This window comes from Oscillatoria nigro-viridis PCC 7112, assembly GCF_000317475.1.
Taxonomy (GTDB): domain Bacteria; phylum Cyanobacteriota; class Cyanobacteriia; order Cyanobacteriales; family Microcoleaceae; genus Microcoleus; species Microcoleus nigroviridis.
Window position 1 is genome coordinate 6,229,971 of the sequence record NC_019729.1, and the last position, 15,790, is coordinate 6,245,760.

Consider the following 15,790-nt stretch of genomic DNA (forward strand, 5'->3'; position numbering starts at 1 on the left):
CTTGAATGAGAACAGTTAACGGCTTTGAGAAAAATCTAGAGATGAATTTCCGCAAACTCGCATTCAAACTGCACTTGTACTTGGGGTTGGTGGTAGGAATATTTCTAGCAGCAATTGCTTTAACGGGCAGCTTGCTGGTTTTCGGTCCCGAAATAGAGCGGTTCTTCAATCCCCAACTCCTGCAAGTAATTCCTCAAACCGAACGGATACCGCTGGAAAATGTCCTGCAAATTGTCGAAAAAGCTTATCCGCAAAATCAAGCTCTTAGTATCTTGCTGCCGCGATCGGCGAAGGAAGTTTGCCAAGTTTGGATGCGGTCAAAGAGTGAGGAAATAGTTAGCGTTTATGTCAATCCTTACAGCGGATCAATTACGGGTGCGCGCCTTGAAAAAGAAACTTTTACAGGTTTTGTTTTGACGTTACACGCGGACTTAGCTGGAGGAGAATTAGGTCATTTTGTTGTAGGTATTTGCGGTATAGCAATGCTAGGACTGACTTTTACTGGCTTGGTATTGTGGACGGGATGGCGCAATTTTGCTAGGGGGTTTTCTATTAATTGGAAAGCTCACTGGCAGCGGACTGTATTTGATTTACATAACGTTTCTGGCATTGTATCGGTCGCTTTTCTCATACTCATCTCCGCTACAGGGACAGGGATGATTTTTTACGCGCCGGTTGAATCGGCTCTGTATTGGCTGACGAATGAAAAGCCACAGCCAGCATTGACTTCTCATCCCCAATCTAGCAGTTCGAGGCAAAACCTTGACGAAATCTTACACCAAGTTAATACCGTTTGGCCGGAAGCTAAAACCACTTTTATTTCTCTGCCTTTGACGCCTGAAGCAACTTTTAAGGTACGGAAAAAATTTCCAAATGACCCGCACCCAAACGGGATTAGCACTATTTATCTCGACCAATACAGTGGCGAAATATTGCAGGCTGACAGTGTAAATTCAGCTTCTGTAGCAAATCGAATTCTCAACTCGCTTTATCCGCTGCATATTGGCAGCTATGGCGGAATTTACTTGCGGCTGGTACACGCGATCGCAGGATTAGCAGCGATCGTACTGTTTATTACGGGCGTAATGATGTGGCGGCAGCGGCATTTGGCGAAATTTTACCGCAAGGAGGCGAGACAGCAATATGAAGAATTATCTCCCCTTAGCCAGCAATGGCCTTGGTTTTAATGAGAGCGGCGTGCGGTTTGATGTGGCTGTGATTCTCCTGACTAAACACCCCTATCCTTTGAATTTTAAATCCTCTCAATCGCTTATTTAATGCAAAAATTTATTCAACTATGGGTGGGACAAACTGCTTCGATGATTGGCAGCGCTATGTCCGCGTTTGCGCTGACTATTTGGATTTGGGAGTCCACCAGTCAAGCGACGGCTTTGGCTTTGTTGATGCTTTTTATTCAATTGCCGCGCATCTTGCTCGCTCCGGTTGCTGGCATTCTCGTCGATCGCTGGAATCGAAAATTTTTGATGGCGATCGGCGATGCGGTTTCAGCTCTGTTAACGCTCGCTATCCTATTACTTTATATCAGCCAAAACCTGCAAATATGGCATATATATGTAGCGGGTGCGGTTAACGGAATTTTTGACCAAATTCAGCAGTTAGCTTACTCAGCAGCGATCGCCACAATGATGCCAGAAAAGCATTACAGCCGCGCTAGCAGTTTAAGTTTTCTGGCAAGTTACGGTGCGAGTATTATTGCTCCGACGCTGGCGGGGATTCTCTATTCTGCGATCGGGTTGAGGGGGATTTTTACGATCGACCTGGCAACTTTTACAATCGCGATCGCCACCCTAGTATCTGTCAAAATACCCCAGCCCGCGATCGCGCCAGCGTTGCGGAGCAATATCGCCTCCAATCCCCAGCCGACTCGCCCCCACCTGTTGCAAGAACTCAGCTTTGGATTCCGCTACATCGTCGATCGTCCCAGCCTGCTTGCCTTGCTGGTGTCGGTTTCGCTATTCTGGTTTGCTCACGACATCGGCGCGGCCCTCTACTCACCAATGATACTGGCACGCACCGGCAACAATGCCAGAATCCTAGGTACTATCCTTTCAGCAGCCGGCGCCGGCGGCGTTTTAGGAGCATCGACCGTCAGTATTTGGGGCGGCCCCAAACGCCGAATCCGGGGCTTTGTGCTCGGCATGGCAGGCGCGGGCTTGAGCAAAATAGTCTTTGCTTTCAGTCAGGCGCTTTCCATCTGGATTCCCGCTCAATTTTGTTCGTCTTTCAATTTCCCCATCCTCGGCAGTTCCCACGAGGCTATCTGGCTGGCGAAAGTCCCACCAGAGGTACAGGGGCGCGTTTTTGCTACCAGAGCAGTTATCGTGCAATTGGCCTCAGCGATCGGTTTGTCGATCGCAGGGCCACTTGCCGATCGCGTTTTTGAACCCGCCATGCAACCGGGAGGTTTTTTAGCAGCTATTTTTGGCCCAATTATCGGGACAGGTGCCGGTGCTGGCATGGCTTTGTTATACGCTATCTCCTCGCTGGGCTTATTGCTCGTTGCAGTCGGTGGGTATGCTTGCCGGCTGCTGCGCGATGGATAATATCGTTTCCGGTTGCATCGGAATGATTTAACCGCAGAGGGCGCAGAGAACGCAGAGGGAGAGAATACAGAGAGGAATAATTCGGATGCTACCGGATTTGATATCAAGGGGAAACGGCGCAGAGAAGTCTTTTAAATTCTGCCTTCTGTCTTCTCCTAGAGTTTCTGGCGCGAACTCAGGTGAGCTTCAATTTCCGATCGCGATCGCCATACAGGGCGCAATTCTTTGCGAGCAAAGAGCTGCCACCGATCGCCGGCGTGGGGCGAACCGGGTTGAGTGGCGTTGCCGTAACTGTTTAGCGCCATCGCTTTCACCGGATTGGAGAACTCGATCGCGGCGACAAAAGAATCGCCCGCAACCGCTTGAAAGCGATCGTCTTTCCGTGGAGCGAACCAGACTGAGCGAAATACACCCAAAGCACCGTCAGCCCCATTTGCAGGCAGATTCGCCTCCCCAGGCAATCGGAAGACTTCGCCCCACGCGACATCTAACGCGCCATAAGTCGCCTCAACTTTGCTTGCTGTCGCTTCCAGCACCCGCACCGCCTCAGCAGGATTTGCCAGCCCGTCTGGCGTCGTTAGCGGCGCATCTTCGCTCCAAGGTTTAGCGAATAACCGATCGGCATCCATCGCTTGTTTCCAAAAGGCAAACAGCACCGCACCGCGACTGTCAGCATCGACTTTCCGATCCCAAGTGGCGAGAACTTCCGCAGCGCGGCGCGCTTGAGCACTGCCTTGCCGTGCGGCGGGAATTAGATCGTCGAGGAGGCGATCTGCGAGTTCTACCTGAGTGGAATGTTTGTATTGCATCAATTCATCGAAAGAGATTTTTTCATCTTCTAACAGCATTTTTGCCGATCGCTGCGATCGCAAATCCATCGGGCCGCGCGGTGCCATGTAGGCGGGATAATTATCCGGTGCGATCGCGCTGGGAAACGTCGTCGTCCAAGGCGGATCGTTGGTATTTTGCAACCAACCGCTGGGCGGATCGACAACGCGCGGCAAATCCGCATAGGGATGATTTTTGCTCCACAAAGTCTCTGACGTATTGCCTGCGATCGTGCCCGACCAGTATTTAAAATCTCCGTTTTTGCGTATGGGGACTTGACCGTTGAACAAGTGCATGATATGCCCCTCGCGATCGGCATACATGACGGTAAACATGGGAATTTCCAAGCGCTTTAAAGCGGCTTCAAATTCAGAAAAATTCTTGGAGCGTGCCATATCCCACCACTGCTGAAGGGCTGCTGGTTTATCGAGTCCGACAACGCGCAGGGCGATCGCTTTGCCCTGTTTTTCTGTGAGAATCGGCCCGTGAACAGAACGCCGCACGACTAGAGATTCCGATCGCAAATTCCCATTCTTTTCTTTGACTTTTAAAACCTTCTCTTCCCTGTCAAAACTTCGGACTTCGCCATCGAAGCGATAGCCATCGTTAGCGAGGGGCAATTCGTAGGCATCCCAGCCATCGTGAGTGTTGACAGTATGAGTCCATCCCAAGTTGTCATTAAAGGCGATCGTTAATACAGGAAATCCGACGAGAGTCGCTCCGTAAGCGTTAATTTCTGGGGCAATCAGTTGCGCTTCGTACCATAAATATAAATCCGACCAAGGAAGGTGAGGATTTGCCAATAGCATGGCATTGCCGCTTTCAGAACGGGAAGGAGCGATCGCCCAACCGTTAGAGCCTTTGGGGGTGTCATTTTCAGCGAGATTTTCAACGCGCTCTGGATCGACTACAAAAGTAAAATTGATGACGCGCTGCGCGTGTGCCAATACATCTACCGGTTTGAGAGGCAATGCTACCTTTAATTCTGCGGTGAGTGCCTCTGGGTGTTCTTTCGCATAGGCATTCATTCCGCCAACAAAAGCATCGAGATAGTTGCGAAAAATGGGATTTTGTGATTCATACCACGCATTGGCGCGATTAGGAATTCCCATAGTTTGCACCCAGCGATCGGATTCCAGATAATCTTCGCCCCAAAATTCGGCAGCTTGCCCGCGAGCTTGCCCGTAAAGACGCAAAATCAGATTACCGTGACTTTGCATCTGCGCCCACCCGAAAGCGTAGAAAAGGCTTTTACTATTTTCTCCGTAAATATGTGGAATTCCATAGGTATCCCAAAGAATTTGAGTGCCAGTTTGAGGCGCGGCTTGAATCGAATTATTGAGGAGCAAAACTAAAATAAAACTCATTAATAAGGAGACAATCCGCCTGCCTGTTTTTTTTAGTTGTATAAACACTGAAAATTAATTTGCTAGGGTTAAACTGAGACATTGCCACCTTTTCAACAAGCTGCACGAACAAAACGTCAAGGATTTAAAGCCATTTTAGGAAGAACAAGAGAGAAAATTCTACCAAATCCGATGCCCAAAAAGCTAACCTATCTGCGTCCATCTGCGTCCATCTGCGGTTAAAAAAATAATACCTCTTCAAGAACTCCCGAAAATCCGAAAAAACACTCTATATAAATCGGATGTGAAATTAAAAGCCCTCCGCTACGCTCACCAAATTTAAAAGGCTATAAAACGCCGCTGTGTCGCCTGTAAAGCACATTATGTCATTGGTGAGGAGGGGGGGTAAACAAGTAGGGGGAGATAGGTTATAAGGTTATTTTTGGAGCTGCCCCTGTTGCCAATTTCCCTCTACCTTGGTTCCATCTGCATATAGATAAGAACCTTGCCCGTGTTTTTGCCCGTTGAGGAATTCACCTTGATAGCGATCGCCATTGGCGTAAATGCAAGTACCTTTGCCGTTGAACTGACCCTCGCTAAATTCGCCTTCGCAGCGATCGCCATTCTTAAAAATGTAAACTCCTTTCCCGCTCATTTTACCCTTGACAAAAGTGCCTTTATAGCTATTTCCATTGGCGAACTCACGGACACCTTCACCACTAAATTCTCCATTGTCAAACGACCCTTGATAACGTCCCCCTTCTTTAAACGTAAACAACCCCTGACCTTGAGTGTTGCCCTTGACAAACTCTCCTTCATAGCGGTTGCCGTTCGGATATTCGCGAACCCCTTTACCGTGAAATTGCCCTTCACTAAATTGCCCCTCATAACGGCCTCCTTCAGCAAAGGTATAAATTCCCTGCCCGTGAGGCACATTATTCAGCAACTCTCCTTCGTAGCGGTTCTTATTAGCATATTGACAGACGCCTTTGCCGTTAACTTTTCCTTCTTTAATATCTCCTTCGCAACGAGTGCCGTTACTGAAGGTAAAAGCCCCGCGACCGCTGGGAGAACCATTGGTAAAAGAGCCTTCGTAACGAATGCCGTTAGTTGAGGTAAAAGTTCCTGTACCGTCGAACTCACCGTTTTTAAAACTTCCTTCGTAGCGGTTGCCGTTGGCAAATTCGCGGACACCTTGACCGTTGAATTCACCCGATGCAAATTCTCCTTGGTATCGACCTTCTTCTTTAAAGGTATAGATGCCTTGACCGTGAGGTTGGCCGTTGAGAAATTGGCCTTCGTAGCGATCGCCGTTGGCATATTGACAGCTACCGGGGCCGCTGAGTTTTCCCTCACTCAATTCTCCCTCGCAACGTCCGCCATCGGGTAAAGTAATTACTCCTGCCATTGCGCTGTGAGGGTTGGCAAACAACAAAGCAATTCCCAAGTTGGAACCAAGTAATAGAACGAGTCCAACTCGCTGAAGTTTACTTAATATTGCTGACGACATTCCCAAATTCATAATTCACAAAAAATTCAACTTTTAACTTTGCTATTCCTTGGACGGTGCTATAGAATTCCCAGCCAAATTGCTAGAGTTTCAAAAAAATCCCTAGTCAGTGAGCCGGAAGATAATGACTATTCTTTCTCCTGGAATGCCACTCTCTGATGGGGCATATTTCCTTTCTTGTACTTGTTTCATCGCTGCGCGATTCAAGTCGTTGTATTTGCTAGGAGTCAATATCTTGATGTTGGATGTCTTACCGTTGGGGTCAATGTCACAAATGAGTTCCACTTGGCCTTGGCGCCCTTCTTCTCTGGCTGCGCTCGGATATTCAGGTTTACCGCAGCCACTAATGCAAGTGGCCAAAGGCGCGCCCGGAGGGCGCGAAGGACTCCCCCCTCTTCCTGGATTTGTCGGTTTTGGCACTGGCCCGGAACCGCTGCCAAATGGCTGTGACGAACCTCCGCCACCATTTCCACCCCCACCGGGTGATGAGTTCGACGCACTTCCAACCGGGCTACCAGAGGAGGCGAGGTTTCCTGCATCTGCGATCGCATTTCCAGAATTTCCGCCACCTCCTGGCCTGGTGGCGGTGACTGGTGAGCCAGCCGCAGGCCTTCGGGGCGATCGCCCCGAACCAGCCGCAAATGGCTCATCAGAAGGTATGTCGCCATTTTTGCTGGCACCGGATGGTGAGTTCGACGCGCTTCCTCCGGGGCTATCAGAGGAGGAGGGGTTTGTGAGATCCCCGATCGCATTTCCAGAATTGCCGCCGCCTCCTGGCCTAGTAGCTGTGACTGGCGAGCCAGCCCCGGGCGATCGCTGCAGGGGCCCGGAAGAAGGATTTAATGGCTCTGAGGAAGGCTCCCCGCTACCCGCCGAAGCAGATGACGAGAGCGGGTTATTTTTTTCAGGGCTGTCGGAGGAGTTGGGATTTCCAGCATCTTTTGTAAAGTCTGCGGAACTTCCAGCACCCTTGGGGCGAGAGGGGATAACGGGTGGTTCGCTTTTTGGAGGATCGGGCGAGGGGGTTTCGGGTTCCTTGGCGATCGGGGTTTTAGGAGTTTCTGGGGAATTGAAATCCTGTTTGGGTGCGGGGGAAGGCTCCACAGGAGTTGGTGGCGAAGTTTCCGTTAAGGGCGACTCTTTCTTAATCTCTGGTAGTGGCGTTGCCGCTATCGGTGGCTCCTCTGGAATCGGCGGTGGCGTTGCCGCTATCGGTGGCTCCTCTGGAATCGGCGGTGGCGTTACCGCTACCGGTGGCTCCTCTGGAATCGGCGGGGGCGTTGCCGCTATCGGTGGCTCCTCTGGAATCGGCGGGGGCGTTGCCGCTACCGGTGGCTCCTCTGGGGGGGTTGGCTCTGGTGGCGGTTCTGGTTTGAACGTCTCAGGCGGGGGAGATACCTGTTCTGGAATCGCCGGCTCTGGCTGGATTTCCTCTACTTTGGGCTCATCAAGCACAACAATTTCAATTGCATCCTCTGCAAATTCAGCAGGTTTGACGAACTTGAGGCTCAACGGCAGCGCGACACCGTGCAGTAAGGTTGAGGCTAACAGACTGATCGCCAGAACTTTTTTGAGAGCTTCTTCTTGTTGTTGTCTTTGCGTCGCCGAAATATTTGAAAAACTCATGCCTTATGAATCTCCTTTATGGATGGGTTGGCAACGTCCTCGCTGGCTCCCCCACATAACCCGAAACAAGCGACCAACTGCCGGTTGAGCTTGCTATCAATGATGAACCTACCCATCCTATAAGAAGACTGTCACCCTGTTCAAGACTCTTGCAATTAATTTTCATTATTTAATTTTGATATAGCGAGTAGACTCTACCAATCAGCCTTTCCTTTGGGGGCGTCTACCTTGCTCTTATGGGCGCTGTCAATGTTCTGATTCTGGCAGGGCAAGGTTCCAAAATGACTTAACTGCAATACTCTAGCCCTTAATTTACCAACAAATTTCCAGATTCTCAAGCTTTTCATAAAAATCTATTAATAATTAAAACTAAAGTATTTGTTTTAAATACATAGGTTATTTTTATCTAAAAGTGTGGCTCATGACTTGACAAACCCTGAAGTTTGTGAAAATCTAGTTGAGAATCTTTTAAATTATTGAAGATTATTGTCAAGTCCTAACGCAAATATTTAGCAAAGAAGCACTGGCAGAACAATCTGTCGCGATCTCGATCGGGATCGCACTAGGAGCATTTTGGGTACAGACGAAGATAGTCACATACAGGTAGTGCGTTTGTGCGATCGCGATCGCGCTTGATTGAAACAATTCGCAGCCTGAATCACTTGTGCCGACTTGACGCAGAAACTCTACCAACCTTCGGGCTAATTGCACCATTAGGCAGCTTGCGATCGTTCAACAGAGCTAGCGAGAGTACAAATCAATGGATGCTTTCATTTACATTTTTCGCGCCGCAGGCATTGTTGCTTGGCCGCTATTTGCCTCGTCAATCGCAGCAGTCGCGCTGATCATAGAGCGTCTTGCCTTTTGGTTTAGAGTAAATCGGCGGCAGCGGCGAGTCGTGCGGGAAGTGCTACAGCTATACAGTCAAAACCCCGATTCCGCCATCAAAAAGTTACAAGTAAACGGCGATTTGCCCCTAGCCCGGATTTTTTTAGAAGCTTTAGAATTAGACTCGCCCAACATCGAAGAATTTCGTTTGGCCCTAGAGAGTGGCGCTCAGGCAGAAATCCCCATCCTGAAGCGATTCAATACAATACTTGACACCATTATCAGCCTTTCCCCACTATTTGGGTTGCTCGGAACAGTTTTGGGGTTAATTACTACCTTTGCTTCCCTCAAACTGGGGGATGCCACAGGCACCAATTCCGCAGGCGTTACTTCTGGGATTAGCGAAGCCCTCGTTTCTACGGCAATAGGGTTAGTTGTGGCAATCTTTACGCTCTTATTTGCCAATATGTTTCGCGGGTTTTATTTACAGCAGATAGCTTTTATTCAGGAAGCCTCCGGCCAGCTAGAGTTATTGTACCGTCACCGCTACGAAAAACTACCAAGAGAATCTAACTATGCGCCTACCCGATGAACCTGATAGTATTCCCCAGATTAACATCGTGCCAATGATTGATGTGGTCTTTGCCATATTGACGTTTTTAATTGTTTCCTCTCTGTCTTTATCCAAATCCGAGGGTCTACCCGTAAATTTACCGAAAGCATCAACTTCTCAAGTTCAGGACTCGCCTGCTAAAATTACCGTCACCATTGATGCTCGGGGAAAATTAATGGTTGATAAAAAGTTAGTCAACTTAGAGCAGATTGAGAGTACAGTGCGACAGGTAATGGGGTCAAATCCGAGCTCATTAATTGTGCTGAATGCGGATAAAAGCGTCAATCACGGAAATGTGGTGGAAGTTATGGATCGATTGCGCCGAATTAAGGGAGCTAAGTTAGGGATTGCTACCGCAAAGTAGAGTTATCCTATAATTACTAATTTTAAATTTCCCCACACGATTAAGCTGAAATTACCCCGTGCAGATTTACTAAAAAAGCCTGTAAGCCTTATTAAAATAAAGTCCCGAACAGTCTGTATTATTCAGGACTTTATTTGATAAATGGGTCTTATACTCACACCGGGACATTTCACAAGCTAAAATTTAAGGCAGATTAAATAATTAAATTATAACAAGTTTTATTGACTATGCAGCACTACCTTTTTTTTCGTTCCTGTTGTCTTTATTGCTTAGTATCAGCTTATACAACAGGCATACAATGTTCGCTGGAAAAAAAGTCGAGCTAATCGCTCACTGAAAACGTGTTAATACTTTGTTCAAACGTGGGCCTGCGCTGTTCAAATTCATCAGAACTGGTAGAGAATGCAACAATCCACATATTGCTCCCTTGCTTAATCGTGTACATTATCTGTTTGGCAGTTACACCCGAAATTGTGGCTTCTGTCACGATCTGACCTGCCTGATAGCGGTCAAGCGACACCTTCTTCTGCTCCACGACACGAAATTCGCTGGGTAATTGTTTGGTAATCATATCCAAGTATGTCTCTATTGTCACTGTAGATCCAACTGACTCTCTAGCAATAGCGACATTACTCAGAAAACCGGGTTTACCAGCCTTCGAGTCAAAAGCCCAGATGACGAATGCGGATGGATTCTGTTTGAGATACTGAGCTATCTGCTGATAGTAGGGCCCCAAAGATTCCAGCTTTTGAACCACCACGTCCAGATTTTGGCTGAGATCTCCGCCGCTATAACTCTCCGGTAACTGCAATTGTGCACCGCGTCCCTCAAATTTTTTCCAACCTGGGATGGTGGTGGTTTGTGTGGCGACCAACGGACTTGATGCCTGTTGTTGAGAGGTTTCTGGCTGCTTGCAGCCTATGACTAGGCTTGGTAGCAACAGACAGAGTGCCAGCAAAAAGTTTTTCTTATTCATGGAATTACGGTTTATACCCCAACTTGGTATCACTCATGATTGTACGTCTGAACGCAACTTGGTACAGGCAGGTGAGCGCAAAAAAACAATACCTCAGAAACCTGGTTTATTCCTATCGTATATTTCTCGTGACTCGTCGCCAAATCTCGTAGAAATCAGGTTAGGTTTCTAGTCCCCTGCATAAGCCTCGACCGAGAGGTTTTTAACCCGGATTGGGTAGCCGTTAAAAATTAAAGTCCTTACTGCCAAAAAACAGCAAGGACTTTAATTATTTATTCCTCAGTTTTAAAGACTACAGTCCTTAAAACTCACGTTAAATACTTGCCATCACTTCACGCGCGGCAGCCAAAGTTCGATCGACATCTTCCTCAGTATGAGCCAAAGAAGTAAATCCCGCCTCAAACTGCGAAGGAGCAAGATAAATTCCGTGCTCCAACATTCCCCGGTGAAAGCGGCTGAACTTCGTCAAATCCGACTTCTTCGCATCCTCGTAATTGTGAACCGGGCCAGCCGCAAAAAACAAGCCAAACATCCCGCTAATTTGCCCGCCCCAAACCGCGTGTCCGGCTTCCTTAGCAATTTTTAGCAATCCGTCAGACAGTTTTTTGGTAATCTTATCCAACTGTTCGTAAGTGCCGGGTTTTTGCAGCAATTCCAAAGTCTTAATCCCAGCAGTCATCGCCAAAGGATTTCCCGAAAGCGTACCCGCTTGATACATCGGCCCAGCAGGAGCCACCATCCCCATAATATCCCGCCTTCCCCCGTAAGCTCCCACCGGCAAACCGCCACCGATAACTTTACCCAAAGTAGTCAAATCTGGGGTGACACCGAATCTTTCCTGAGCTCCGCCGTAGGCGATGCGGAAACCGGTCATTACTTCATCAAAAACTAACAAAGCACCGTTATCTTTAGTAATTTCCCGCAAACCTTCGAGAAAACCTGCATCCGGGGTAATAAAACCGGCATTCCCCACCACTGGTTCGAGAATTACGCCTGCTATCTCGCCGGGATTTTCGGCAAATAAAGCTTTGACTGCTTCTAAGTCATTGTAGGGAGCGTTGAGGGTGTTGGCGGTAACGGATTTCGGGACGCCCGGAGAGTCGGGAAGGCCCAGAGTTGCGACGCCGGAACCGGCTTTTACCAAGAACATATCGGCGTGCCCGTGATAGCAGCCTTCAAATTTAATCACTTTATCGCGTCCGGTGAAAGCTCGCATCAGCCGCAAAACGGCCATGCAGGCTTCGGTGCCGGAGTTGACAAATCGCACCATTTCGATGCTGGGAACGGCATCGATGACCATTTCGGCGAGTACGTTTTCCAACAGCGATGGTGCGCCGAAACTCGTACCTTTTTCTAAAGATTCGTGCAAGGCTTTGATGACTTCCGGGTGGGCGTGGCCGCAGATGGCTGGGCCCCAAGTGCCTACATAGTCAATGTATTGGTTTTCGTCAACATCCCAAATGTAGGCTCCTTTTACCCTGTCAAAGACGATGGGCTGTCCGCCTACGGATTTGAAGGCGCGCACGGGGGAACTGACGCCACCTGGCATCAACTTCTGGGCTGCTGCGAAAATTTCTTCTGATTTGGTCGTTTTCAAGGTTGTGGAAACCAATGTTTTCTCCTTAGTGAAGGTCTGTTGTTGGTAGAATAATTTTATAGCCAGTTCAACATAAAGGTTAGGTCGATTCAAGGAAACTATTCTAGTAGATTTTAGGGTACAAACCAATGAGTAGCAATACTAGCTTGGGTTTTTTAGGGTTTGTAGCACTAGCACCGTGAAGCGAAGCTATCCCGTAGGGAATCGCCCTAAAATGTAATTTTTTGTAAAATAGTTCTTGACAATTTAGCCATCACTTGCTCAATCTTCTCTCTTCCTCTGCCTCCTCTGCGTTCTCTGCGGTTAATAAAAAAACAATCTCCGACAGGAAAGCGTTAATCTATATTACCAAGTTGAAATAAAATTATGTCTACTACTGATTTATCGAGTTTGAGCCGATCGATCCCAATTGAAAAGATTCGTTACGACGATCGCGGTTTAGTGCCTGCGATCGTCCAAGATTATTTGGACGGTACGGTGTTGATGATGGCATGGATGAGCCGGGAGTCGCTGCAAAAAACCCTGGAAACCGGCCAAACTTGGTTTTGGAGTCGTTCTCGTTCGGAATTGTGGCCTAAAGGCGCGACTTCGGGACACGTTCAAAATGTCAAAGGGCTGCGTTACGACTGCGATAGCGATGCTTTGTTGGTAACAGTCGAACAAGTCGGAGATATTGCTTGTCACACCGGAGAAAGAAGTTGTTTTCACCAAGTTGACGGAGAAATTGTACCGCCGCCTGGAGATATGTTATCTCAATTATTTGAGGTAATTTGCGATCGGCGCGACCATCCTAACGAAAGTTCTTATACTTGCAAGTTGTTCGAGGGCGGCGACAACAAGATTCTCAAGAAAATTGGCGAAGAGTCGGCGGAAGTTGTGATGGCTTGCAAAGATGACGACAAAGATGGAATTGCTGGGGAAGTTGCGGATTTATTTTATCACGCTTTGGTTGCTTTAGCTCACCATCAAGTTGATTTGAGAGAAGTCTATCGCAAATTGGGCGATCGGCGAAAATAATCAAAAATTGGTAATTGGTAATTGGGAATCGGGAATTCGGCGTTACCAGGCTCTTTAAATCTCTCCCATAATTATTGTGGAACAGGCATCTTGCCTGTTCTTGACTACCTGTTCTTGACTATCTTTTTGGGAGATGTCTTTTGTAGTAAGGACTTTAGTCCTTAGTTGCCTAAATTTATGAAAAAGGACTGAAGTCCTTACTACAAACAGATGAAGGACTGAAGTCCTTACTACAAACAGATAATAGTATCGTGACTTTCCTTAGAAAGTAAAAGTTGTCCGCAGGACTCCCACCCCTACTGTGTCATTATCCTTAGTTCCTTCAGGATTGAACAGCACAAAAGCTCCGGGTGTAATGCTGATATTATCGTTGACTTTGAAACGGTAATAAGCTTCTAAATGGTAAGGAGTTGCTTTGTTTTGCTGAAAGCGAGCACCGCCACTTACTGAATCGCGATCGAGTGGCTGTCCAAACAGAATACCTGCATTATTGCCCTGGGCGAACAAATCTCGGAAATGCAAACCTACCATCCAACTGTTGAAAGTTGTAGAAGCATTGCTTCTTTCAGCATCAGCAATTATCCAACCTCCATAGGTAGAAACAGCTAATTTCGGAGAAAGCCGCCAAGTTGCAGTACCGCCAAACGAATTTATCCTCACGCCACCGCTAACAGGTTCTCTATCTCTTCCCAAAATAGAACCCAAATCGGCATCACTTAATCCTGTAGCCAGAATATTCAATTTGTGACGACTGTGAGCGTAATTTAAACCTATGTCGATACTGCTGGTAGGTTTAATAGTTAACTGCGCTGCCGCCACGGTACTACCATCAAATGCACCCGCTCCTAAAGGCGTAGCAGGAAAGCCTAAATCGTTTGGCAAAGCAGCATTTACACTGCCGTACAAAGCTGTCAGATTGACCTTTTTGGAAATGTTCCAAATAAACCCGCCTGCCGATGCCAAACCGCTGCCAGAAGTGCCACCGGATACGCGAACTACAGGGTTGTAAGCTGCAAATCTAGAGACGGCTTCTTGCCCTTCTCCAGCAAAGGGAGTAATTGCTTGAAAAGCGTCGGAAGTTTCGGCTTTCGGACCGGCAAATAAAGTGATGCTGTTAGAAACGGGAAAGACGTAAAGCAGCTTGTAAAGTTCAACAGCATTCGCATCAATGCTAGATAGAGTCTGAGGATTAATTCCGGGAAATTGCGGTTCAAAACTCAGTTTTGCTTGACTGTCGGACAAACCGCTAAATGCCCCTGTTGACAAACCTAAATTAGGCCCGAAGCTGCGAATGTTGTAAGCTTGCAAGCCAGTTATCAGCGTATCTTTGCCTGTAAAACTGGTCAGCAGATTCAAGCGCAGTCGGTAGTTTAAGGCTGTTTCAGTCTCCCGGCGATTGTTTTTGGTAGTGTCGGCAACGCTAAAAATTGCTTCGCCGCTGAGTTTAGTTGTTGTCGAAAATTGATTGGCTTCTAGTTCGGAAGTACGAGCTTCTAAAGCATCGACTCGACCCCGCACAGTGGCTAATTCTGCTGCAAATTCTTCTTGCAATCTTTGCAATGCGGCTAAGTCTTCCTTGGTTGCTAAGTTGGTTGTACCTGATTTAATTAGCTCAGTAACTTTATCCAAGCAAGCGTTTAAACCGGCGGCAAATTCGTAGCGAGTCATGGCCCGATTGCCTCGGAATGTGCCGTCTGGATATCCTGCTATGCAGCCGTATCTTTCTACTAGAGATTGCAGGGCTTGAAATGCCCAGTCCGTCGGGCGCACGTCGGAGAGTTGAGATACAGATGTTACTTGTTGTAGTTCGCTGGATTCAGAAGTTTGGCTGTTGGTTGCTGCGGGTTCTAAGGAAGCGCTGTTTTCGATTTCAGCTAACTTTTCAGAAGTAGAAGTTTCTGTTTGGGCAATTACTGGTGCAGGGTTAGGGGCGGGAATGACAGATGTTTTTTCTGTGACTTCTGCTGGTGTCTGCGAGTTTTGGGTAGGGGCAACAGATACTTGTTCTGTGACGGCTGGGGCTGGGTTTGCTGGTTTTTCGGCTAAGTTTAATGAGTTTTCCCCGGGATTTTCTGCGGTTAATGCTGCTGTTTCGGGCAGATTCAGGTTGGCAGTTTCTTGGGGGAGATTGGCGAGTTGATTGGTTGTTGAGACGGTGTTGTCAACTTGCAGCCCCTCAACAAATTTTAACTCGGATGTTTCAGGGGCTTTGACGTGATTTTCAACAGTTGTATTCAGGCTAATTTTAGCCTCTGACTCTTTTAACTCTTCACTACCTAATATTTTTTTTTCGGCGGGAGGCATCGCTGCCAATGGTAAAGAACCGGCAAGTATGTACACTAAACCTACTGCGCCAGCACTAAATAGTAGATGTGCTTTCACTAGAACTCCTCACAAATTTGATAGTAAAATTGCTATTAGCTTCTAGGAATTGTAAAGCTATTTGGTATCGCCAACCACAAAGTTTTGAGTTAATATTTTTTATGGGTCTAATAAAATAAGTAAAACAACCGCCTGCTAT

The 15,790-nt window shown here is 47.5% G+C and carries 12 protein-coding genes; 5 read left to right on the plus strand and 7 right to left on the minus strand.

The features are described 5' to 3' along the window. Positions 1–5: 5 nt before the first annotated feature. Together OSC7112_RS25865 and OSC7112_RS25870 are read left to right on the plus strand one after the other, a co-directional pair. Positions 6–1,187, plus strand: coding sequence for a PepSY-associated TM helix domain-containing protein (locus OSC7112_RS25865; protein WP_015178663.1), 1,182 nt, complete (start codon positions 6–8; stop codon positions 1,185–1,187). 90 nt (positions 1,188–1,277) lie between these two features. After that, positions 1,278–2,564 (plus strand): MFS transporter, encoded by a 1,287-nt coding sequence (locus OSC7112_RS25870; protein WP_015178665.1) that lies wholly within the window; start codon positions 1,278–1,280, stop codon positions 2,562–2,564. Positions 2,565–2,719: 155 nt separating this feature from the next. Here OSC7112_RS25870 and OSC7112_RS25875 read toward each other — a convergent pair whose 3' ends face one another. The 4 genes from OSC7112_RS25875 to OSC7112_RS25890 all read right to left on the minus strand — a co-directional run bounded on the left by OSC7112_RS25875 (position 2,720) and on the right by OSC7112_RS25890 (position 8,588). After that, entirely contained in the window at positions 2,720–4,759 is a 2,040-nt protein-coding gene (locus OSC7112_RS25875) for an acylase (RefSeq protein ID WP_015178666.1), read from the minus strand. Between the two features lie 415 nt (positions 4,760–5,174). Next, positions 5,175–6,260: an MORN repeat-containing protein gene (locus tag OSC7112_RS25880; protein WP_015178667.1), complete on the minus strand. Its 1,086-nt coding sequence runs from the start codon at positions 6,258–6,260 to the stop codon at positions 5,175–5,177. Positions 6,261–6,350: 90 nt separating this feature from the next. Further along, on the minus strand, positions 6,351–7,874 hold the full coding sequence (locus tag OSC7112_RS36195; RefSeq protein ID WP_071884004.1) for an energy transducer TonB: 1,524 nt from the start codon (positions 7,872–7,874) through the stop codon (positions 6,351–6,353). Between the two features lie 489 nt (positions 7,875–8,363). Continuing rightward, on the minus strand, positions 8,364–8,588 hold the full coding sequence (locus OSC7112_RS25890) for a hypothetical protein (protein ID WP_041622744.1): 225 nt from the start codon (positions 8,586–8,588) through the stop codon (positions 8,364–8,366). 46 nt (positions 8,589–8,634) lie between these two features. Here OSC7112_RS25890 and OSC7112_RS25895 point away from each other — a divergent pair, with 46 nt between their 5' ends. Together OSC7112_RS25895 and OSC7112_RS25900 are read left to right on the plus strand one after the other, a co-directional pair. Then, positions 8,635–9,294 carry a MotA/TolQ/ExbB proton channel family protein gene (locus OSC7112_RS25895; protein ID WP_015178669.1) on the plus strand — a complete coding sequence of 220 codons (660 nt, stop codon included), beginning with the start codon at positions 8,635–8,637 and terminating at the stop codon, positions 9,292–9,294. After that, positions 9,278–9,679: an ExbD/TolR family protein gene (locus OSC7112_RS25900; protein WP_015178670.1), complete on the plus strand. Its 402-nt coding sequence runs from the start codon at positions 9,278–9,280 to the stop codon at positions 9,677–9,679. Before OSC7112_RS25895 ends, OSC7112_RS25900 begins: the two co-directional genes overlap by 17 nt. Positions 9,680–10,001: 322 nt before the next feature. Here the strand turns inward: OSC7112_RS25900 and OSC7112_RS25905 are convergent, their stop codons facing one another. Continuing rightward, a complete protein-coding gene (locus tag OSC7112_RS25905) occupies positions 10,002–10,655 on the minus strand; it encodes a DcrB/PsbP domain-containing protein (RefSeq protein ID WP_015178671.1) in 654 nt (217 codons plus the stop codon). A 313-nt stretch (positions 10,656–10,968) separates the two neighbouring features. Further along, positions 10,969–12,267 carry a glutamate-1-semialdehyde 2,1-aminomutase gene (gene hemL, locus OSC7112_RS25910; RefSeq protein ID WP_015178672.1) on the minus strand — a complete coding sequence of 433 codons (1,299 nt, stop codon included), beginning with the start codon at positions 12,265–12,267 and terminating at the stop codon, positions 10,969–10,971. 351 nt (positions 12,268–12,618) lie between these two features. On the opposite strand from hemL, the gene hisIE reads away from it, so the two are divergent. After that, positions 12,619–13,269 carry a bifunctional phosphoribosyl-AMP cyclohydrolase/phosphoribosyl-ATP diphosphatase HisIE gene (gene hisIE / locus OSC7112_RS25915; RefSeq protein WP_015178673.1) on the plus strand — a complete coding sequence of 217 codons (651 nt, stop codon included), beginning with the start codon at positions 12,619–12,621 and terminating at the stop codon, positions 13,267–13,269. A gap of 261 nt (positions 13,270–13,530) precedes the next feature. Here hisIE and OSC7112_RS25920 read toward each other — a convergent pair whose 3' ends face one another. Next, the gene (locus OSC7112_RS25920) at positions 13,531–15,651 is read right to left on the minus strand and encodes an iron uptake porin (RefSeq protein ID WP_015178674.1); all 2,121 of its coding nucleotides are present in this window, start codon (positions 15,649–15,651) and stop codon (positions 13,531–13,533) included. Between the last annotated feature and the right edge of the window lie 139 nt (positions 15,652–15,790).